Origin of the sequence: Microbacterium sp. PAMC22086 (assembly GCF_019443525.1) — a bacterium.
Classification (GTDB): Bacteria; Actinomycetota; Actinomycetes; order Actinomycetales; family Microbacteriaceae; genus Microbacterium; species Microbacterium maritypicum.
In genome coordinates, this window is record NZ_CP080380.1 from 1,443,194 (window position 1) to 1,463,284 (window position 20,091).

Here is a 20,091-nt window from a genome sequence, read left to right on the forward strand (position 1 = left end):
GTGCCGGCCCGACGATCGCCCTTCTCCTGGAGGCTCTGTGCCTGAAGCACTGCCCGACCTGTTCCACGCCGACGGCGTGCTCTTCGACCTCGACGGCGTGCTCACCCCGACGGCCGAGGTGCACATGCGTGCCTGGAAGGCCGTCTTCGACGATGTGTTCGCGCGATGGGGTATCACGGCGCCCTACACCGACGCCGACTATTACGACTACGTCGACGGCAAGAAGCGCTACGACGGTGTCGCGAGCCTGATGCGCAGCCGCAACGTCGAGCTGCCCTGGGGTGATGTCGACGACGACCCGACCGCCGAGACCGTCTGCGGCATCGGCAACCGCAAGAACGCTGCGTTCGCCGCGTCTCTGCGCGCTCAGGGGATCGCGCCGTACCCCGGCTCGCTCGCGCTCGTCGAGAGCCTGCACGCCGTGGGCATCCCGCTCGGCGTGGTGTCGAGCTCCAAGAACGCCGAAGAGGTGCTGGGGGCCGCGGGCCTGCGCTCCTTCTTCCGGATCGTGGTCGACGGCGTCGTCGCCGAACGCGACGGACTCGCCTCCAAGCCCGCGGCCGACATGTTCGCCGCCGGTGCCGCAGCCCTCGGTGTCGACCCGGCACGCGCCGTCGCCGTCGAGGACGCCACCTCCGGCGCCGCATCCGCAGCCGCAGCCGGCTTCGCGACCGTGGTCGGCGTCGACCGCGGTGCGGGCGCCGACGCCCTGCGTGCCGCCGGCGCCACCGTCGTGGTCGACGACCTCGACGTGTTCCTTCCCGCTTCCCGCAACGACATCCCGGAGACCGCATGATCGACCGCGACCGCTTCCCCGTCGACCCGTGGCGTCTGATCGACACGCACTACTCGGAGGAGGGCGTCGGCGAGACGCTGTTCTCCGTCGGCAACGGCTACCTCGGCCTGCGCGGCAACCACATCGAGGGCCGCGGCGCTCAGGAGCACGGGACGTTCATCAACGGCCTGCACGAGACCTGGCCGATCCGTCACGCCGAGCAGGCCTACGGCTTCGCGGAGGTCGGGCAGACGATCGTCAACGCCCCCGACGCGAAGGTCATGCGCGTGTACGTCGACGACGAGCCCGTCTCGCTCGACGACGCCGACGTGCGCGAGTACCGGCGCACGCTCGATCTGCGTACCGGTGTGCTGGAACGTCTCGTGGTCTGGGAGACTCCGTCGGGAAAGCGCGTGCGCATGCGCGACGAGCGCATCGTGAGCTTCGAGGAGCGCCACCTCGCGGTGCTGCGACTCGAGGTCGTGGTGGAGAACTCCGATGCCCCGGTCACGATCAGCTGCCAGCTGCTCAACCGGCAGGACGGTGCCGGTGTCTATGCGGGCACACCGATCGGCACGAAGGCCGCGGCATTCGACCCGCGCAAGGCCGAGAAGATCGCCGATCGCGTTCTGGAGCCCGCTGAGCACTGGCAGGACGGGCTGCGCTCGGCCCTGTCGTACCGTGTCGCCGACTCGGGGATGACCGTCGCCGTGGTCGCGGATCACGTCGTCGAGACCGAGAACGAGTACAACGCCCGCACGCTCATCGAGGCCGACATCGCCAAGAACGTGTTCCGCGTGCAGGCGAAGGCTGGGGTGCCGATCACCGTCACCAAGCTCGTGAGCTACCACACGTCACGAGGCGTGCCTCCGCGTGAGCTGGTCGACCGCTGCCGCCGCTCCCTCGACCGCGCGGCGGACGAGGGCGTCGAGACCGTGTTCCGCCGTCAGCGGGAGTGGCTCGACGCGTTCTGGGAGCGCAGCGACGTGCAGATCGGCGGACGCGACGATCTGCAGCAGGCCACGCGCTGGTGCCTGTTCCAGCTCGCCCAGGCGTCGGCGCGCGCCGACGGGGCCGGAGTCCCCGCCAAGGGCGTCTCCGGTTCGGGGTACAGCGGGCACTACTTCTGGGACACCGAGATCTACGTGCTCCCGTTCCTGACATACACGTCACCGCGATGGGCGTACAACGCGCTGCGTGCGCGGGTGCGCATGCTCCCGGCGGCGCGTCGACGGGCATCGCAGCTCAACGAGGCGGGGGCGCTGTTCCCCTGGCGCTCCATCAACGGCGAGGAGGCCTCGGCCTACTACGCCGCCGGTACCGCGCAGTACCACATCAACGCCGACATCAGCTTCGCGCTGGGCAAGTACGTGCGCGCGACGGGCGACGAGGAGTTCCTGCGGCGCGAGGGCGCCGACATCGCGATCGAGACGGCGCGGTTGTGGGCGACCCTCGGCTTCTGGCGTGCCTCGCGTCTCGTCGAGGGAGCGCCGGGAGACGGGATCGAGACCTTCCACATCCACGGCGTCACCGGGCCGGATGAGTACACGACGGTCGTGAACGACAATCTCTACACGAACGTGATGGCGCGCTACAACCTGCGCTACGCGGCCAAGATCGTGCGCGAGATCAAGGAGAGCCACCCTGACGACTACGTGAAGCTGGTCGACCGCACCGGCCTCGGTCCGGGCGAGGCCGAAGCGTGGGACCGCGCCGCAGAGGCCATGTACATCCCGTACAGCGAGGGGCTCGGGATCCATCCGCAGGATTCCCTGTTCCTCGAGCGCGAGGTGTGGGATCTGGCCAACACACCCGCCGAGCAGCGTCCGCTCCTGCTGCACTTCCACCCGCTGGTGATCTACCGGTTCCAGGTGCTCAAGCAGGCCGATGTCGTGCTCGCGCTGTTCCTTCAGGGCAACCACTTCACGCCCGAGGAGAAGAAGGCCGACTTCGACTACTACGACCCGCTGACCACGGGCGACTCGACCCTGTCGGCCGTCGTGCAGTCGATCCTCGCGGCCGAGGTCGGCTACCAGGACCTCGCGCAGAAGTACTTCGAGCAGTCGCTGTTCGTCGACCTGCATGATCTGCACCACAACGCGGCCGACGGCGTGCACGTCGCCTCCGCCGGCGGGGTGTGGACGGCCCTGGTGTGCGGCTTCGGCGGCATGCGCGACTACGCAGGCGACCTGAGCTTCGACCCGCGGCTTCCGGCGAGCTGGCCGTCGCTGTCGTTCCCGCTCCAGTGGCAGGGATCGACTCTGCACGTGACGGTGACGAAGGACGAACTGCGCGTGCAGGTGCGCAGCGGCCCCCCGGTGCCGTTCAGCGTGCGGGAGGCCTCGTACATCGCGACGGTCGAGGACGAGGTCGTCGTGCCGCTCGCCGATCAGGGTCCGCTGATCCCCGGTCGCCCGACGCTCCGGCAGTTCGCCGACGCCCGACGCGAGGATGGCACGCGCATGTCGGCGTCCGTTCCCGTGATCACGACGACGATCCCGGTGATCGAAGCGATCGACTGACGCTCGGGCCCGCCGAAGGTCGGTGGCACGCCGTAGGCTGTTGAGGTGACCACAGCCCTCTACCGCCGCTACCGACCCGAGACGTTCGGCGAGATGATCGGGCAGTCCCAGGTGACCGATCCGCTCATGACGGCGCTGCGCGGTGACCGGGTCGGACATGCCTACCTGTTCTCCGGGCCTCGCGGGTGCGGAAAGACCACGTCAGCGCGCATCCTGGCGCGCTGCCTGAACTGCGCCGAGGGGCCGACAGACGTGCCCTGCGGCGTCTGCCCCAGCTGCGTCGAGCTCTCGCGCGCCGGCGGTGGATCGCTCGATGTCGTCGAGATCGACGCGGCGAGCCACAACGGCGTCGACGACGCACGCGACCTGCGCGAGCGGGCGACGTTCGCCCCGAGCCGCGACCGGTACAAGATCTTCATCCTCGACGAGGCGCACATGGTGACGCCGCAGGGCTTCAACGCACTGCTGAAGCTCGTCGAAGAGCCGCCGGAGCACGTCAAGTTCATCTTCGCGACCACCGAGCCAGAGAAGGTGCTCGGCACCATCCGCTCCCGCACGCACCACTATCCGTTCCGGCTTGTGCCGCCGGCCGCGATGCTCGAGTACGTCGCCAAGCTGTGCGCCGAAGAGGGCGTGATCGTCGAACAGGGTGTCCTCCCGCTCGTGGTCCGCGCCGGTGGCGGCTCGCCCCGTGACACGCTCTCGCTGCTCGACCAGCTGATCGCCGGCTCCGACGCACCTGCCGGATCCGAGACCGTCACCGTCGGCTACGCCCGCGCCGTCTCCCTGCTCGGCTACACGCACGGCGCCCTCCTCGACGAGATCGTCGACGCGCTCGCCGCAGGAGATGCGGCAGCCGCGTTCCCCGCGATCGACCGCGTGGTGCAGACCGGGCAAGACCCTCGCCGTTTCGTCGACGACCTGCTCGAGCGCCTGCGCGACCTCATCGTGATCGCCGCGGTCGGTGCCGGTGCCTCGGCCGTTCTGCGCGGTATCGCGGAAGACGACCTGGAGCGCATGCGCACCCAGGCCGACGTGTTCGGCTCCGCGCGGCTCTCGCGCACGGCCGACGTGGTGAGTGCGGCCCTCGACGACATGTCGGGTGCCACATCGCCGCGCCTGCACCTCGAGCTCATGGTCGCGCGCGTCCTCGCCGGCGCGACCGAGGCTGCAGCCGTGGCGCCTGCCCCCGCGGGCGAGCGTGCGGCGGCCCCCGTCCGTCAGGCCGCCCCGACGGTCTCCGCTCCCGCCCCGACGGTCTCCACTCCTGCTGCCGCGGCATCCGCACCGGCCGCGGCGTCCGCACCGAGTGCCGCGGGCGCGCAAAGCCCCGCCGCAGAACCGCGCCCTGCTCCCGAGCAGAGCCCCGCCGCGGAACCGAGCCCTGTCGCCGAGCAGAGCCCTGTCGCCGTGCAGAGTCCCGTCGCCGCGCCGGCGAGCGAGACCACCGCGCCGGAGGCCGCTCCCGCCGAGCCGGCCGCCCCGCAGGGACCGGTCACGTTCGAGCGCGTCCGTGCGGCCTGGCCGGCGGTGCTCACGCGGCTCGAGAGCATCAGCCGCACATCCTGGCTGCTGGCCACGGCCGTGCAGCCGCTGGCCTACGTCACCGAGACCGAGGTGCTGACGCTCGGGTTCACCAGCCAGCACGACGTCGCGAAGTTCAAGGGGACGACTCCGGGCTCAGGCCCGTCCGATCACCTGCGCTCGGCGATCGAGAACGAGCTCGGCGTGCGGGTGAAGTACCTTCCCGCGCCGATGCCCGCCGGGGGCGCTCCGCGCCAGCCCGCATCGTCCGGCGCATCGACACCGGCCGATTCCGCCCCCGCATCGGAGCCTGCGTCAGCGGGGTCTCCTCGTTCGCAGGTCCGTGGCGCATCCGCATCGTCGGTGACGGAGTGGGCCGTCGCACCGATCCCGACCGCGCACGAGGAGCAGGTGCGCGACGCGCCGGCTCCTTCGGCGCTCCTTGCCGTCGACGAGGAACCCGAAGAGGTGGAGGCTGCGGCCTCGGCTCCGGTTCCCCCTGCGGACGGTGTCGTGGACCGCGACGAGCCCCCGCTGCCCGGCGACGACGAGGCTCCGGCCTATGACGACGAACCTCCGTACGACCCGTCGTACGAGCCGCTGGCCGAGCCGCCGGCCGAGCCGTCCGTGTCGCGCCACTCTCCTCCCGAACGGTCCGCGCCGCAGACGCAGCGCACGGCCGTGGCCGCTCCGCCGGTCGTCATCGAGCGCTCGCCCTCCGTCGGGGGAGTGCAGCGCTACGGTGAGGCCGTGATCCGCCAGGTGCTCGGCGCGACGTTCCTGCGCGAAGAGCCCTACGAGCCCCCGACGAGGTTCTCCTGATGTACGACGGCATCGTTCAGGAGCTGATCGACGAGTTCGGTCGGCTCCCCGGCATCGGCCCGAAATCCGCCCAGCGGATCGCCTTCCATATCCTGCAGACGCCGACGTTCGACGTCGCACGTCTTGCCGAGCTGCTCAGCGAGATCCGCATCCGTGTGCGGTTCTGCGAGATCTGCGGCAACGTCGCCGAGCAGGAGCGCTGCGCCATCTGCCGTGACCCGCGTCGCAGCCAGGCACTGATCTGTGTGGTCGAAGACGCGAAAGACGTCGCGGCCATCGAGCGCACCAGGGAGTTCCGCGGCCTCTATCACGTGCTCGGCGGAGCCATCAGCCCCATCGCCGGCATCGGACCGGACGATCTGCGCATCGCCCAGCTCATGACCCGTCTCGCCGACGGCACGGTGCAGGAGGTCATCCTCGCCACCAACCCGAACCTCGAGGGGGAGGCGACTGCGAGCTACCTCAGCCGTCTGCTGACGACGATGCAGATCACGGTCTCCCGCCTCGCCTCCGGGCTGCCCGTGGGCGGCGACCTCGAGTACGCCGATGAGGTCACCCTCGGGCGTGCCTTCGAGGGCCGACGGATCCTGTGAGCCCGAACGCGGGTTTCTCGCGTCGCGGCTGGCTTCTCTTCGGAGCCATGGCGCTGCTGTGGGGAGTGCCGTATCTGTTCATCAGCGTCGCGGTCGAGTCGTTCTCGCCCCCGGCGATCGTGGCGGGGCGCACGCTCATCGCCGCTCTGCTGCTGCTGCCGTTCGCGATCCGCAGCGGCGCGTTGCGCGCCGCGCTGAAGCACTGGCCCTGGGTGCTCGCCTTCGGCGCGGTCGAGATGGCCGGGCCCTTCCTGCTGCTCGGCCACGCCGAGATGACGCTGCCTTCGGGAATGACCGGCCTGCTCGTGGCGACCGTTCCGCTGTTCGCCGCACTGATCGCCCTCGGCGGCGGCGATCGTGGAGTGCTCCGGCCTGCCCGCGGGATCGGACTGCTCATCGGTTTCATCGGCGTCGCGATCGTGGTCGCCGGTCCTGGGCTCTTCGGCGGCGAGGTCAGTCTTCTCGCGGCGGGGGAGGTGCTCCTGGTCGCCGTGCTGTACGCGATCGCTCCCTTCATCGTCGCGCGCAAGCTCAATGACGTGCCCTCGCTCGGCACCATCACCCTGTCGCTTCTGATGATCGGCGTCTTCTACCTCCCGATCGGCCTGCTCACCCAGCATCAGGTGCCCAGCGTGCCCTCGATCGCCGCGCTCCTCGCGCTCGCCGTGATCTGCACGGCGGTGGCGTTCCTGGCGTTCTTCACGCTCATCCGGGAGGTGGGGCCGGTGCGCGCACCGCTGTTCACCTACGTGAACCCGGTGGTCGCGATCATCCTCGGCGCGATCGTCCTCGCCGAGCCACTGACCCCCGGCCTGCTGATCGGCTTCCCGTTGATCATCATCGGCTGCTGGTTCGCCGCCACGGGCGGACGACTGCGTCCGGTCTCGGCCCAGGCGCTCCCGCCCGCCCTCTAGCTGCGCTCGCGCATCCGGTCACGCGGACGAGGCCAGACAACCGGACGGGCGACACATGCGCAACGGAGCATACGCGCCGATCGTAGAATGAGCGTGGGCGGATCCGCCCGTCATCCCAGGGAGTGATCGTGGCCCTCATCGTGCAGAAGTACGGCGGCTCGTCCGTCGCCGACGCAGAGAGCATCAAACGCGTCGCCAAGCGCATCGTCGACACGCGTCGTGCTGGCCACGACGTGGTCGTCGCCGTGAGCGCGATGGGCGACACCACCGACGAGCTACTCGACCTCGCGAACGAGGTCGCACCGATCCCCGCCCCGCGCGAGCTCGACATGCTCCTCTCCAGCGGAGAGCGCATCTCGATGGCGCTGCTGGCCATGGCGATCCACTCGATGGGGTTCGAAGCGCGCTCCTTCACGGGCAGCCAGGCGGGCATGATCACCGACTCCCAGCACGGGGCCGCTCGCATCGTCGACGTCACTCCCGTGCGGTTGCGTGAAGCCCTCGACGAGGGGGCGATCGTGATCGTCGCCGGGTTCCAGGGCTTCAACCGCGACACCCGCGACATCACCACGCTCGGTCGCGGTGGCTCCGACACCACGGCCGTCGCCCTCGCCGCGGCGCTCGACGCCGACGTGTGCGAGATCTACAGCGATGTCGACGGCATCTTCACCGCCGATCCGCGCGTGATCCCCAAGGCGCAGAAGCTCGATCATGTCTCCAGTGAGGAGATGCTCGAGCTTGCCGCCAACGGCGCCAAGGTGCTGTACATCCGCGCCGTCGAGTACGCGCGCCGTCACGGCGTCCTCATTCACGCTCGGTCGACCTTCTCGTCGGCCGAGGGCACATACGTTCTGGGCGAGGGTATGAAGAACCCCCGCGAAGCCGAGGGAGCAGTCATGGAAGAACCGATCGTCGCCGGTGTCGCCACCGACTTCAGCCAGGCCAAGATCACGGTCGCGGGTGTGCCCGACGTGCCGGGCAAGGCTGCCGAGATCTTCAAGATCGTCGCCAAGTCGGGCGCGAACGTCGACATGATCGTGCAGAACGTCTCTGCCACCGGACGCACCGACATCTCCTTCACGGTGCCCAAGGCCGATGCGGCGGGAGCTCTCAAGGCCCTCGCCGGTGAGCAGACCGAGGTCGGATTCCAGAACCTGATCCACGACGATCAGATCGGCAAGCTCTCCGTCGTCGGTGCGGGGATGCGCACGCATTCGGGCGTCTCCGCCACCCTCTTCGAGGCGCTGTCGGCCGGCGGCATCAACATCGAGATGATCTCGACCTCCGAGATCCGCATCTCCGTGGTGCTGCGCGACACCGACCTGACCGAGGCCGCACGCACCGTGCACACCGCCTACGGGCTCGACGGCGACGCCGAGGCCACGGTCCACGCGGGCACCGGCCGCTGATCTCTGCCGCTCGCCGCCGTTTTCCTGCCGACCGTGCGAGAGCCGGCAGCGCAGGGCCGGCGGCCTGTCGGGGGCACGGTAGACTCACCGAAACCCTGACACCGGCGCCAGGCGCAGCCTCAGCACCCCGACGCCGCGCCCGAAGCCTCGTACGCAGTACCGCACGACGCCAAGGAACATCATGACCCGCATCTCCGAATCAGGACTCTCCGTCGCCATCGTCGGCGCCACCGGCCAGGTGGGCACCGTCATGCGCGAGATTCTCGCCGAGCGGTCGTTCCCGATCCGCGACCTGCGGCTGTTCTCCTCCGCGCGTTCCGCCGGCACGGCCATCGAGTTCGGCGGTGCGACCGTGATCGTCGAAGACGTCGAGACGGCGGATGCCACGGGCATCGACATCGCCCTGTTCTCGGCGGGAGCCACGGCGAGCCGCGCCTATGCGCCGCGCTTCGCCGCTGCCGGTGCCGTGGTCGTCGACAACTCCAGCGCCTGGCGCATGGACCCCGAGGTTCCGCTCGTGGTCAGCGAGGTGAACCCGCACGCGATCGACGAGCGCCCCAAGGGCATCATCGCGAACCCGAACTGCACCACGATGGCGGCGATGCCGGTGCTGAAGGCGCTGCACGCCGAGGCCGGCCTCGAGCGTCTGATCGTGTCCACCTACCAGGCCGTCTCCGGCTCGGGACTCGCCGGCGCTCAGGAGCTGCTCGGCCAGGTAGAGGGTGTGCTCGCCCAGGGCGACACCCTCCGTCTCGTGCACGACGGATCCGCGGTCGATTTCCCCGAACCCGAGAAGTACATCGCCCCGATCGCCTTCGACGTGATCCCCTTCGCCGGCAACCTGGTCGACGACGGCGACAACGAGACCGACGAGGAGAAGAAGCTCCGCAACGAGAGCCGCAAGATCCTCGAACTCCCCGGACTCCGCGTGGCCGGCACCTGCGTGCGGGTCCCGGTCTTCACCGGCCACTCGCTCTCGATCAACGTCGAGTTCGCGCGTGACATCACTCCCGAGCGTGCCAGGGAGGTGCTGAGCGCGGCCCCCGGTGTCGTCCTCGACGAGGTTCCCACGCCGCTGCAGGCTGCCGGCAAAGACCCGAGCTTCGTCGGTCGCATCCGCGCCGACCAGTCCGCACCCGAGGGCAAGGGACTCGTGCTCTTCCTGAGCAACGACAACCTGCGCAAGGGCGCCGCGCTGAACGCCGTGCAGATCGCCGAGATCCTGGCGGAGCGCCTGGCGGTCATAGCCTGACGGTATGCCCGCGATGTGGAAGCGGTCTGGCGCAGCAGGTCCGCATGGTCTGCGACGACGCGCCCGCGAACTAGACTGGTTCGGTGACTGAAAACGTCGATGTCGTCCTGATCGGCGGTGGCATCATGAGCGCCACCCTGGGTACTCTCCTGCAAGAGCTGCAGCCGGAGTGGAAGATCGTCGCCTTCGAGCGACTCTCCGAGGTGGCTCAGGAGAGCTCGAATCCGTGGAACAACGCCGGCACGGGGCACGCTGCGCTGTGCGAGTTGAACTACATGCCGCAGCAGGGAGACGCTCCGCTCGACCCGGCCAAGGCGGTCTCGATCAACGAGCAGTTCCAGCAGAGCCGTCAGTTCTGGTCGTCGCTCGTGGAGAAGGGCGTGCTCGACGCGCCGTCGACCTTCATCAACGCGACGCCGCACATGACGTTCGTGCGCGGCGAGAAGGATGTTGCGTACCTCAGGAACCGCTACGAGGTGCTCAAGAAGCAGCCGCTGTTCGCCGGTATCGAGTACAGCGAAGACTCCCGCGTCATCAACAGGTGGGCACCGCTGCTCATGCAGCAGCGCGTCAAGGGTGAGCCGTTCGCCGCGACCCGCGTCCCCGCCGGCACCGACGTCGACTTCGGCGCCCTCACCAACCAGCTCTTCGACCACCTGACCGACTCCGGCGTCACGCTGCGCACGAACCACGAGGTGCGCAGCCTGAAGAAGCAGAAGGACGGCACCTGGCTGGTCAAGTACCGCAACCGCATCGGGCACACCCCGAACGAGGTCAAGGCGCGCTTCGTGTTCGTCGGGGCCGGCGGCTGGGCGCTCAAGCTGCTGCAGAACTCCGGCATCCCCGAGATCAAGGGCTACGGAGTCTTCCCCATCGGCGGACAGTTCCTCAAGACCACGAACCCGACCGTCGTCGCTCAGCACAAGGCGAAGGTGTACTCGCAGGCGTCCGTCGGTGCTCCGCCCATGTCGGTTCCGCACCTCGACACCCGCGTCGTCGACGGCGAGGCCTCGCTCATGTTCGGGCCGTTCGCGACCTTCAGCCCCAAGTTCCTGAAGAACGGGTCGATGCTCGACATCGTCACCCAGGTGCGCCCGCACAACCTGCTGCCGATGCTGCAGGTGGCGGTGAAGAACCCCGACCTCATCACCTACCTCGTCAGTGAGCTGCTGAAGAACCACGCCAAGAAGGTCGACAGCCTGCGCACCTTCATGCCGACCGCGAAGGATGAGGACTGGACCCTCATCGACGCCGGTCAGCGTGCTCAGGTCATGAAGAAGGACCCGAAGAAGGGTGGCATCCTGCAGTTCGGCACCGAGGTCGTCGCCGCGTCCGACGGGTCGATCGCCGGTCTGCTGGGCGCCTCTCCCGGTGCCTCGACCGCCGTCCCGATCATGCTCGATCTGCTCAAGAAGTGCTTCCCCGCGGAGTACCCGGGCTGGGAGCCCGAGCTGCGCGCGCTGATCCCCACCTTCGGCGAGAAGCTGAACGAGGACGCGGCACTCGCGGAGAAGTCGACCGAAGCGACCGCAGCCGCACTCGGCATCAACGTCTGAGCCGGCACCGTGGCGAAGCTCTACTTCCGCTACGGCGCGATGAACTCGGGCAAGTCGACGGCATTGCTACAGGCCGCCTACAACTACGAAGAGCGCGGACAGCGGGTGCTGCTGGCGAAGCCGGCGATCGACACCAAAGGAGCGTCAGAGATCGAGAGTCGACTGGGCGTGACGCGCCAGGTCGATTTCCTCATCGCTCCCGACGACGATGCCCGCGTGATCTTCGCCACTCATCGAGGACGCATGCAGCACACGTCGGATGACGAGCTGCTCCCAGAAGGCCCGATCGACGTGGCCTGCCTGCTGATCGATGAGGCGCAGTTCCTCACGCCGTCGCAGGTCGACGACCTCTTCCGCATCGCGGTGGTCGATGGGATCCCGGTCATCGCGTACGGCATCCGCAACGACTTCCTCACGCACGCGTTCCCCGGGTCCGCGCGCCTGCTCGCGATCGCGCACTCGCTCGAGGAGCTCAAGACCATCTGCCGCTGCGGACGCAAGGCCGTGTTCAACGGTCGCGTGGTCGGCGGGCGTTTCGTGTTCGACGGCGACCAGGTCGCGATCGACGAGGGCGCCACAGGCTCGGTCTCGCCCGAGCTGACCACCTATGAGTCGCTGTGCGGCACCTGCTACCTCGAAGAGTCCGACGGGCGCCTGGGCTGAGGCTCCGCACGGCTCCCTCTCCACGCTCCAGGAAGAGCGCCTTTCGTCGCGCGCGGTGAAGGAGACTCCCGCGTGCCTCCCGCGAGGGGCTCTGTATTTCCGCGCCTGTTTGCGTGGTCTGACCACAGGCGATACTCTGTGGTCAGACCACAGGGGGATCGATGGCGGAACAGCCGGCGCGCGCATGGCGACTCGTGCTCGAGCACATCGAACGCGACCTCCTCGATGCCCGCCTCGGCCCGGGCGACCGGCTGCCCTCCGAGCGTGATCTGGCCACCGAGCTCGGCGTCGGCCGATCCAGTGTTCGGGAGGCGTTCCGCGTCCTCGAGGTGATGGGCCTCATCCGCACCGCGACCGGCTCAGGCCCGCAGTCGGGCGCCATCGTCATCGCCACGCCCACCGGGGGCATGTCGGCGCTGTTGCGGCTGCAGGTCGCGGCTCAGGGCTTCCCTCTGGATGATGTCGTACGCACACGTCTGGTGCTCGAAGACGCGGTCGTCCAGGTGCTGGCTGCGGCGTCCGACCGCGATACGAGCCGCGCCCACGAACTGCTCGAGGCGATGGATGCTCGAGGCCTCGCCCCGGCGGAGTTCCTCGCCCTCGACGCTCAGCTGCATCTCTCCCTCGCCGAAGCCAGCGACAATACGGTCATCGCCGCGATGATGGCGGGTCTTCGTTCCTCGATCGGGTCCTATGTGCAGGCGGGAGTCTCCGCGATCCCGGACTGGGAAGCGATGGCGACTCGTCTCCGCTCCGAGCACCGCGCCCTCGTCGCCGCCATCGATGCCGCCGACGTCGATGCAGCGCGCGCGCTGGTCCACGCCCACATCACCGGCTACTACACGTCCGCGGGGCTCACCCGTGACACCCACCCCCACACCTGAGAGGTACATCATGGTGCAGCGCCAGTTCCCGAATCCCGTTGAGCTCCTCGAGCTGATGAAGTTCAAGAAGCCCGAACTCGACGGGCGCAAGCGGCGTCTGGAGGGTGCCCTCACGATCGATGATCTGCGTCTCATCGCCAAGCGGCGCACGCCCAAGGCCGCCTTCGACTACACCGACGGAGCGGCCGAAGGCGAGCTTTCCCTCACTCGCGCGCGCCAGGCGTTCCAGGATGTGGAGTTCCACCCCGGCATCCTGCGCCCGGCGCCCACGGTCGACACGAGCGTCGAGATTCTCGGCGGGCCTTCTGCCCTGCCGTTCGGAATCGCGCCCACCGGATTCACACGTCTGATGCAGACCGAGGGGGAGACCGCGGGTGCGGGCGCCGCGGCGGCAGCCGGCATCCCGTTCACGCTCTCGACGCTCGGCACCACGTCGATCGAGGGTGTGAAGGCCGCCAACCCGCACGGGCGCAACTGGTTCCAGCTCTACGTCATGCGCGATCGCGAGATCTCGTATGAGCTCACCCGTCGTGCGGCCGCCTCGGGGTTCGACACCCTGCAGTTCACGGTGGACACCCCCGTCGCCGGTGCCCGCCTGCGCGACAAGCGCAACGGGTTCAGCATCCCGCCGCAGCTCACCCTCGGCACGATCATCAATGCGATCCCGCGGCCCTGGTGGTGGTACGACTTCCTCACCACCCCGAAGCTCGAGTTCGCGTCTCTCAGCACCACGGGCGGCACGGTCGGCGAGCTGCTGGACGCGGCGATGGACCCGACGATCAGCTACGACGACCTCGCGGTCATCCGCGACATCTGGCCCGGCAAGATCGTGATCAAGGGCGTGCAGAACGTCGAGGACTCTGTGCGCCTGCGTGATGCGGGTGTCGACGGCATCGTGCTCTCCAATCACGGAGGACGCCAGCTCGACCGTGCGCCGATCCCTTTCCACCTGCTCCCCGAGGTGCGCAAGGCCGTCGGCGACGACTTCACCGTCATGATCGACACCGGCATCATGAACGGCGCGGACATCGTCGCGGCCGTGGCCCTCGGAGCGGACTTCACCCTGATCGGACGGGCGTACCTCTACGGGCTGATGGCGGGTGGGCGTCAGGGCGTCGACCGGACTATCGCGATCCTGCGCAGCGAGATCGAGCGCACGATGCGCCTGCTGGGGGTCGCCTCCCTCGCCGAGCTCGAGCCCGCGCACGTGACGCAGCTGACCCGTCTGGTCCCGGTCGCCCGCTCTGCCGCCGAGGCTCGCGTGCGCTGAGACCCCGCTCGTTCGATCCCGCGCGCGCGGTGGCTCTGCGGTCTCAGGACTGCGTGGCCACCGCTCGTGCGCGCGGGGGCCACGGCACCAGCATCGACGTCGTGCGGCGGTAGTCGGCGTAGGCCGGGTACTTCGACGCGGTGATCGACTCGGTGAAGATCGTCGACCCGATGAACAGCACCGTGAGCAGGGCGGGGCCGACGATGGTCGGGTTCAGCACCCCTCCGATGACACCGGCGCCGCCGGTGACCGCTGCGGTCGCGCCGATCGCGTAGAAGGCCCACCACTGCGCCTGTTCGAAGAAGAAGTTCGGGTGCCGGCTGTAGCGGAACAGGCCCGTCGTGGCGAAGCCGGGTGCGAGAGTGCCGCCCGCCTCCTTCTTGCGCTGATGGAACCGCCACTGCTGCTGGTCGGCGACGGTCTCCCCGACCAGGAAGGCGACGAACGCGGCGATGAACAGCGCATCCCACCCGGTGAGGGCGGAGGGATTCTGCGCGGCGACGGCGGCGGGCAGCGTGATGAGCACGAGCAGCGCCATCTGGTAGCAGATGATGAACAGCAGGTTGAAGATCTGGAACTGCCAGGGGCGCATCCGTCCCCGCAGGATGGCCCACCGGTAGTCCTCCATCCCCGTGTAGCCGCCCTTGCGGGCGAAGTTGAAGGTCAGGCGTGCGCCCCACGCGGTGGCGAGCACTCCCATCACGACCACACGGGCGGATCCTTCGCCGTTCACGAAGGCCCCGGCGACGAAGATCCAGACGTAGACAACCGGCACGATCGACCATGCGCGGTCGACCCAGGATGTGTCTCGGGTGATCAGGGAGAGCACCCAGCAGGCGGCACTGGTGACCGCGGCGACGATGATGACGATCAGCAGGGCATCCATGACGCCATGCTAGGACTCTGCTGCCGTGTCGCGCTGCACGACACTGCTCAGGTCAGAGCGTGAGCAGAAGAGCGTCGAGCTTGTCGGCGGTGTCTTCCCAGCCCTCCACAGCCACGGAGGGCACACCGATCGCGAGCACGGGGTAGTCGTTGCCGCCCTCGTCGAGCCGGTCGCCGTAGAACAGCATGTCGGTCAGCGCTATGCCCGTGCGGGCGGCGAGCTGCCGCATACCGAAGGCCTTGTCGATGCCGGCCTGGGTGATGTCGATCGAGGTCGAGCCGCCCGAGCGCACCTCGAGACCGGGAAGACGTGCAGCGACCGCATCGCGCAGCGCACCGCGCTTGGCCCCCGTCGGGTCCCAGTCATGCTTCGCTTCGCGCGGGGCGCTCTGTCCCAGCGCCGAGAAAGTGATCTGCGAACCGCGGTCTTCGAGGATCTCGCCCCACGGCTCGGCCTCCCAGAGCCCGAGCCGTTCGGCCTCTTCGCGCAGGGCCGTCAGCGCGGCCTGCTTCTCGGCGTCGCTGAGGTCGTGGGCGTAGACCGGCATGAAGTCGGTGCCGTCGTGGCGGAGGTAGCGGGTGCCGCACGTGGGCAGCAGGTGCAGACGCGCGAGATCCGCGGGGTCGGCGTCGCCGAGGCGTGACACCACCTGCGAGCGGAACTGGGCCTCGTTACCACCCGAGATGATGGCGACGTCGACCGTGCGCAGGAGGGCGCGCAGCAGGGCGGCGATTCGCGGGTCGATCAGACCCTTCGAGGGAGCGAGCGTGTCATCGAGGTCGAAGGCGACGAGTGTGGGCGCGGTCATGATGTCTCCAGCCTAGAAGGTGGACGCTGGGAGGAACGCGGGGCGACGAGCAGAGTGACCACGACAGCGAGGGCGACCCCGAGGATCGCGCCCGTGGAGTTGGCCACGACGTCCCCCACCGTCGCCGCACGGTGGGGGAGTGCCACGCGCTGCGCCGTCTCGATCGCCGCCGAAAGCACAGGGCCGACCAGGAGCGCGAGGAACCACACCCGACGGGGGAGGAGCAGGAAGGCGAGGATGCCGACCGGCACGAACACGAGCACGTTCGCGATGATCTCGAGGCGGGTGAAGTCGAGCGATTCCCAGCCGAGACGATGGGCTGTGGTGAGCACGACATCGAGCAGGTTCGGCATGGTCTCCTCGACCCGGGAGGGCGTGAGGGTGAGAGCGGCCAGGCCGATCAGGAAAGGGATGCCGAGGACGAGGGCCCAGGCACGTGTGAAGCGGCGCGGCGGCGGGAGCAGAGAGCTCATGCGTTCCCTTCATGCGCGATCCCGATACAGAGAAGGCCGCCCCTGAGGGCGGCCTTCCGGTGTCACTGGTCGGGGTGACAGGATTTGAACCTGCGACCTCTTCGTCCCGAACGAAGCGCGCTACCAAGCTGCGCCACACCCCGTTTGCAACCCTCCGAGTCTACAGGGAAATGCTCTCTGCGCCGAATCGAGGCGGGATCAGTCCTCCGCGGTCAGCGTGAGCAACGTCGCCTCGGGCCGACACGCGAAGCGCACGGGGGCGTAGATGGAGTGTCCGCAGCCCGCGCTGACGTTGAGCGGCACGGTGCGGTCGCCGTGCGACCACGTGCTCAGGCCCTTGGCCTGCTTGAGGGGGATATCGCAGTTCGCCACGAGCGCGCCGAATCCCGGGAGGCAGACCTGACCGCCGTGCGTGTGGCCACCGAGGATCGCGTCGGCTCCGAGATCGGTGAAGCCGTTGAGCACGCGCTGATAGGGCGCGTGTGTGACCCCGAGCACCGGAGTCGTGGACTCGCGGGCCCCGAGAGCGGCGATGGCGTCGGGAAGCTCATCCAGCCGGTCCCAGTCGCGGTGGGCGTCATTGACGCCGAAGAGGTCGACCTCGGCGCCGGCGATGCGCAGCCGCGCCGCCGCGTTGTTCAGGTCGGTCCAGCCGAGCTCGTCCGTGAAGTAGCGGTCCATCGCGTCGGTGTCCAGAAGCTCCGGCTCGTGGTGCTTCTTGGACGGTCCGAGGAAGTAGCGAAACGGGTTGCGCGGCGACGGCGCGGCTACGTCGTTCGATCCGTGCACGAAGACGCCGGGGATGCCCGCGAGCGGGTCGAAAGCGCGTCGGATGCCTTCCAGCCCGTTCTCGTGGCCGAGGTTGTCTCCGGTGTTCACGATGAGGTCGGGCTTCAACTCCGCGAGGGAGGCGAGCCAGTCCTGTTTGCGGTGTTGCCACGGCGCCATGTGCGCATCGGAGATGTGCAGGATGCGCAACGGAGCGGAGCCGGAAGGCAACGCCTTCGCCGTGGCCTCCCGCACCGTGAAGAGGTACCTCTCGATGCCGATGCCCCAGATCGCGGCCGCCGCACCCACGGCCCCCACCGCGCCGAGCGCGACGAGGGCCGGGTGTGCGGCGCGGCGTGCGACTACTGGCACGTCACACGGACGGACGTGGACTTGCTGGCCGCGGTGCCGGGAGCCGGGTCGGAACTGCCCACGACGGAGGTCGGTGGATTGCAGGAGATGTCGATCTCGATGTTCGTGAATCCTGCGTCACCGAGCGCGGCAGAGGCCTGGGCTCTCGACATCCCGACGAGATTCGCGGGAACGGTCGTGCCCTGCCCGTTGCTCGTCGTGAGGGTGACGGTCGCGCCGGTCGCAGCTTCCCCGTTGGGATCTTGAGCTGCGACGAGACCGGCGGCGAGATCGCTGTCGACGGCCCCTCCGACGGAGACCTGGAAGCCCGCGTCCGTCAGGATCGCGGTCGCCTCCTCCACCGACTTGCCCACGACGCTCGGAACGGTCGCCAGCTGCTGGCGGGTCAGCTTGCCGTCGGGCTTCGGGAAGGCACTTCCGGGGTAGGCGGCATTGGCTGCGGCCTGTGCGGCCTGTGCCACCGGGTAACGCATGTCGTTGAGGTTCCAGCCGTTGGCCCTCTTACGGTAGATGTTCTCCTGACCCTGCCAACGCCCGGCCCACACCGCCGTGGCGACCTTGGTGCTGGACTCGATCATCATGGTCGACCAGGTGTCGTGCGTTCCGGTCTTGCCGATCAGCGGCGTGCCGTCGTTGGTGTTGGCCCGGGAACCGGTGCCGCCGCCACCCATCACGCTCTGCAGCGCGAAGGCAGCGGTCGCTGCGACCTCGGGAGAGATCACGCCCTCGGTGCACGAGGAGGCGGGCAGTTCGCGCTCCTGACCGTCGGGGCCGACGACGCGATCGATCGCGCGCGGCGTGCAGTATGTGCCGCCGCTGGCGACGGTCGCGTAGGCGTTCGCCATCGCGAGGGGCGAGATGTTCTTCGGGCCGAGCACGTCGAAGGGCACGTTCTCGTCGGTGACCTTGCCGCCGTTCGCCAGCGTGACACCCATACGGTCGGCGACCTTGTTGATGTCGCAGATGTCGAGCTTCGACGCCATCGCGAAGTACCCACTGTTGAGCGAGTTCTTCGTGAAGCTCAGCACGGACCCGGTTCCACCGCCACCGCCGCCGAAGTTGCCGATCTCCTTCGTGTTGGCGTTCTGCTTTGCGCCGCAGACGGGGATCTTCAGGTTCGTCTGCACGCTTCCGTTGAGAACCTCGTTGACGGAGTGCCCCTTCTCGAGCCAGTCGATCAGGGTGAAGAGCTTGTAGGTCGAGCCGACCTGGAAGCCGCCGGAGTTGCCGTGCTCCCTGTCGCCGGCGAACACCAGCGACGAATAGGCCTGGTCGTCGGTGGGGGTCTCGGTGAACAGCGTGTTCTGCGTCATGGAGAGGATGCGACCGGTGCCGACCTCGACCGAGACGCCGGCAGCGCCGAAGTAAGCGTTGTCGGCGTTCGCGGGAACGACCTCTGCCATCTTCTCGGCGGCGGGGGTCTGGATGCGGTAGTCGAGCGTGGTGTAGATCTTCAGACCGCCGCGGCGGAGCAGGTCCGTCCGCTCCTGCTGGGTCTTGCCGAAGGCCTCGTCATTCAGCACGATCGACTTCACGTACTGGCAGAAGTATGCGCTGGCCCCAGCGGACGCGCAGCCCTGGGTCGGAGGATTCAGGGCCGGCGCGATGTCCGAGGCGTCGGCCTCGTCGTACTGCGCCTGCGTGATCTTGCCGTCGGCGAGCATGCGACCGAGCACGTAGTGACGGCGGTCCTTCGTGAGCGCGTAGCCGTCAGCGGCGTTGTTCAGCGCGACGCCCTCGGCGTTCGTGATCGTGCCCTGTTCTGCCTTGTCGATACGGTAGGTGTTGGGGTTCTGCACGATGCCGGCGAGCGTCGCCGACTGCGCGACCGTGAGGTTCGCCGCGGTCGTCGAGAAGTAGTAGTTCGCTGCGGCTTCGATGCCGTACACGGTGCCACCGAAGTTGGCGATGTTCAGGTACCCGAGCAGGATGTCGTTCTTCGAGAAGTCCTTCTCGATCTGGATCGCGTACCGCATCTCCTGCAGCTTGCGCTCGATGCCCTTGCTCCCTGTCGCGTTGGTCGCGTCGAGCCAGCACTGCTGGAGATCTTCGGAGTAGGTGTCGGAGGTCGTGTCGACCTCCTGCTCGCACTTCTGGATGAGCACGTTCTTCACGTACTGCTGGCTGATCGTCGACGCGCCGCGGCTGGACGTTCCGCGCACGTTGTCGACGAGAGCCTTCACCGTGGCGCCGATGTTCACGCCGCCATGGCTGTAGAAGTTCTTGTCCTCACTCGAGAGGATCGCGTCGTACAGGTTCGGGGAGACCTGCTCGTAGGTGACCGGGACGCGGTTCTGCTCGTAGAACGAGGCGAGCTCGACCGTCGAACCGTCCGGGGCGGTCGCGTAGATCGTCGACTGCTCCATCGGCGTGCTCGGGTCGAGGCTCTCGGGGAGCTGATCGAAGAGGGTGAGAGCCTGGGTGCCTGCGAGGCCGGTCATCGCGAGCACCGGGGTGACGCTGGCCGTGACGAGGAGACCGGCGACGGCGCTCAGACCGACGAGCCCGACGAGACCGCCGAGCACGCCTCTCACCGTGCGATTCTTTTGGGGCATACGCTTGATCGTAGGGGAGTTCCCTGAATACCGCCTTTGACGAGC

The 20,091-nt window shown here is 68.5% G+C and carries 16 protein-coding genes and 1 tRNA gene; 11 read left to right on the plus strand and 6 right to left on the minus strand.

Features of this window, described 5'->3' with window-relative positions; all coding sequences use genetic code 11:
* The first annotated feature begins 37 nt into the window (after positions 1–37).
* The 11 genes from KY497_RS07275 to KY497_RS07325 all read left to right on the plus strand — a co-directional run bounded on the left by KY497_RS07275 (position 38) and on the right by KY497_RS07325 (position 14,184).
* Positions 38–796, plus strand: a complete 759-nt coding sequence (locus KY497_RS07275) for an HAD-IA family hydrolase (protein WP_219870181.1) — start codon at positions 38–40, stop codon at positions 794–796.
* The gene (locus tag KY497_RS07280) at positions 793–3,297 is read left to right on the plus strand and encodes a glycoside hydrolase family 65 protein (protein ID WP_055865336.1); all 2,505 of its coding nucleotides are present in this window, start codon (positions 793–795) and stop codon (positions 3,295–3,297) included. The genes KY497_RS07275 and KY497_RS07280 overlap by 4 nt, the downstream gene beginning before the upstream one ends.
* A 45-nt stretch (positions 3,298–3,342) precedes the next feature.
* Positions 3,343–5,643: a DNA polymerase III subunit gamma and tau gene (locus KY497_RS07285; RefSeq protein WP_219870182.1), complete on the plus strand. Its 2,301-nt coding sequence runs from the start codon at positions 3,343–3,345 to the stop codon at positions 5,641–5,643.
* On the plus strand, positions 5,643–6,236 hold the full coding sequence (recR, locus tag KY497_RS07290; protein WP_017829084.1) for a recombination mediator RecR: 594 nt from the start codon (positions 5,643–5,645) through the stop codon (positions 6,234–6,236). The genes KY497_RS07285 and recR overlap by 1 nt, the downstream gene beginning before the upstream one ends.
* A complete protein-coding gene (locus KY497_RS07295; RefSeq protein ID WP_219870183.1) occupies positions 6,233–7,150 on the plus strand; it encodes a DMT family transporter in 918 nt (305 codons plus the stop codon). The genes recR and KY497_RS07295 overlap by 4 nt, the downstream gene beginning before the upstream one ends.
* Before the next feature lie 128 nt (positions 7,151–7,278).
* Positions 7,279–8,559 carry an aspartate kinase gene (locus KY497_RS07300; protein ID WP_031205603.1) on the plus strand — a complete coding sequence of 427 codons (1,281 nt, stop codon included), beginning with the start codon at positions 7,279–7,281 and terminating at the stop codon, positions 8,557–8,559.
* A 181-nt stretch (positions 8,560–8,740) separates the two neighbouring features.
* The gene (locus KY497_RS07305; RefSeq protein WP_055865326.1) at positions 8,741–9,811 is read left to right on the plus strand and encodes an aspartate-semialdehyde dehydrogenase; all 1,071 of its coding nucleotides are present in this window, start codon (positions 8,741–8,743) and stop codon (positions 9,809–9,811) included.
* Positions 9,812–9,894: 83 nt separating this feature from the next.
* Entirely contained in the window at positions 9,895–11,367 is a 1,473-nt protein-coding gene (locus tag KY497_RS07310; RefSeq protein ID WP_219870184.1) for a malate:quinone oxidoreductase, read from the plus strand.
* Positions 11,368–11,376: 9 nt separating this feature from the next.
* On the plus strand, positions 11,377–12,030 hold the full coding sequence (locus tag KY497_RS07315) for a thymidine kinase (RefSeq protein ID WP_219870185.1): 654 nt from the start codon (positions 11,377–11,379) through the stop codon (positions 12,028–12,030).
* Positions 12,031–12,191: 161 nt separating this feature from the next.
* A complete protein-coding gene (locus KY497_RS07320; protein ID WP_219870186.1) occupies positions 12,192–12,914 on the plus strand; it encodes a FadR/GntR family transcriptional regulator in 723 nt (240 codons plus the stop codon).
* Positions 12,915–12,924: 10 nt separating this feature from the next.
* Entirely contained in the window at positions 12,925–14,184 is a 1,260-nt protein-coding gene (locus KY497_RS07325) for an alpha-hydroxy acid oxidase (protein ID WP_141385828.1), read from the plus strand.
* A gap of 43 nt (positions 14,185–14,227) precedes the next feature.
* On the opposite strand, the gene KY497_RS07330 is transcribed toward KY497_RS07325, so the two are convergent.
* From KY497_RS07330 to KY497_RS07355, 6 genes are all read right to left on the minus strand, one after another.
* Positions 14,228–15,070 carry a DUF1295 domain-containing protein gene (locus tag KY497_RS07330; protein WP_055865309.1) on the minus strand — a complete coding sequence of 281 codons (843 nt, stop codon included), beginning with the start codon at positions 15,068–15,070 and terminating at the stop codon, positions 14,228–14,230.
* 52 nt (positions 15,071–15,122) lie between these two features.
* On the minus strand, positions 15,123–15,878 hold the full coding sequence (locus KY497_RS07335) for an HAD-IIB family hydrolase (protein ID WP_017829074.1): 756 nt from the start codon (positions 15,876–15,878) through the stop codon (positions 15,123–15,125).
* On the minus strand, positions 15,875–16,351 hold the full coding sequence (locus tag KY497_RS07340; protein ID WP_219870187.1) for a VanZ family protein: 477 nt from the start codon (positions 16,349–16,351) through the stop codon (positions 15,875–15,877). Before KY497_RS07340 ends, KY497_RS07335 begins: the two co-directional genes overlap by 4 nt.
* Before the next feature lie 66 nt (positions 16,352–16,417).
* Positions 16,418–16,494 (minus strand) — tRNA-Pro (locus KY497_RS07345).
* A gap of 55 nt (positions 16,495–16,549) precedes the next feature.
* Positions 16,550–17,491, minus strand: a complete 942-nt coding sequence (locus tag KY497_RS07350; protein WP_258185947.1) for a metallophosphoesterase — start codon at positions 17,489–17,491, stop codon at positions 16,550–16,552.
* Entirely contained in the window at positions 17,482–20,046 is a 2,565-nt protein-coding gene (locus tag KY497_RS07355) for a transglycosylase domain-containing protein (RefSeq protein WP_258185948.1), read from the minus strand. Before KY497_RS07355 ends, KY497_RS07350 begins: the two co-directional genes overlap by 10 nt.
* Positions 20,047–20,091: the final 45 nt, after the last annotated feature.

Excerpts from the sequence above, each read along its gene's own strand:
- KY497_RS07330 (WP_055865309.1), bottom strand. The coding sequence starts at position 15,070 with ATGGATGCCCTGCTGATCGTCATCATCGTCGCCGCGGTCACCAGTGCC.
- KY497_RS07325 (WP_141385828.1), top strand. The coding sequence starts at position 12,925 with ATGGTGCAGCGCCAGTTCCCGAATCCCGTTGAGCTCCTCGAGCTGATG.
- KY497_RS07280 (WP_055865336.1), top strand. The coding sequence starts at position 793 with ATGATCGACCGCGACCGCTTCCCCGTCGACCCGTGGCGTCTGATCGAC.
- KY497_RS07355 (WP_258185948.1), bottom strand. The coding sequence starts at position 20,046 with ATGCCCCAAAAGAATCGCACGGTGAGAGGCGTGCTCGGCGGTCTCGTC.
- recR (WP_017829084.1), top strand. The coding sequence starts at position 5,643 with ATGTACGACGGCATCGTTCAGGAGCTGATCGACGAGTTCGGTCGGCTC.
- KY497_RS07335 (WP_017829074.1), bottom strand. The coding sequence starts at position 15,878 with ATGACCGCGCCCACACTCGTCGCCTTCGACCTCGATGACACGCTCGCT.
- KY497_RS07340 (WP_219870187.1), bottom strand. The coding sequence starts at position 16,351 with ATGAGCTCTCTGCTCCCGCCGCCGCGCCGCTTCACACGTGCCTGGGCC.
- KY497_RS07305 (WP_055865326.1), top strand. The coding sequence starts at position 8,741 with ATGACCCGCATCTCCGAATCAGGACTCTCCGTCGCCATCGTCGGCGCC.
- KY497_RS07320 (WP_219870186.1), top strand. The coding sequence starts at position 12,192 with ATGGCGGAACAGCCGGCGCGCGCATGGCGACTCGTGCTCGAGCACATC.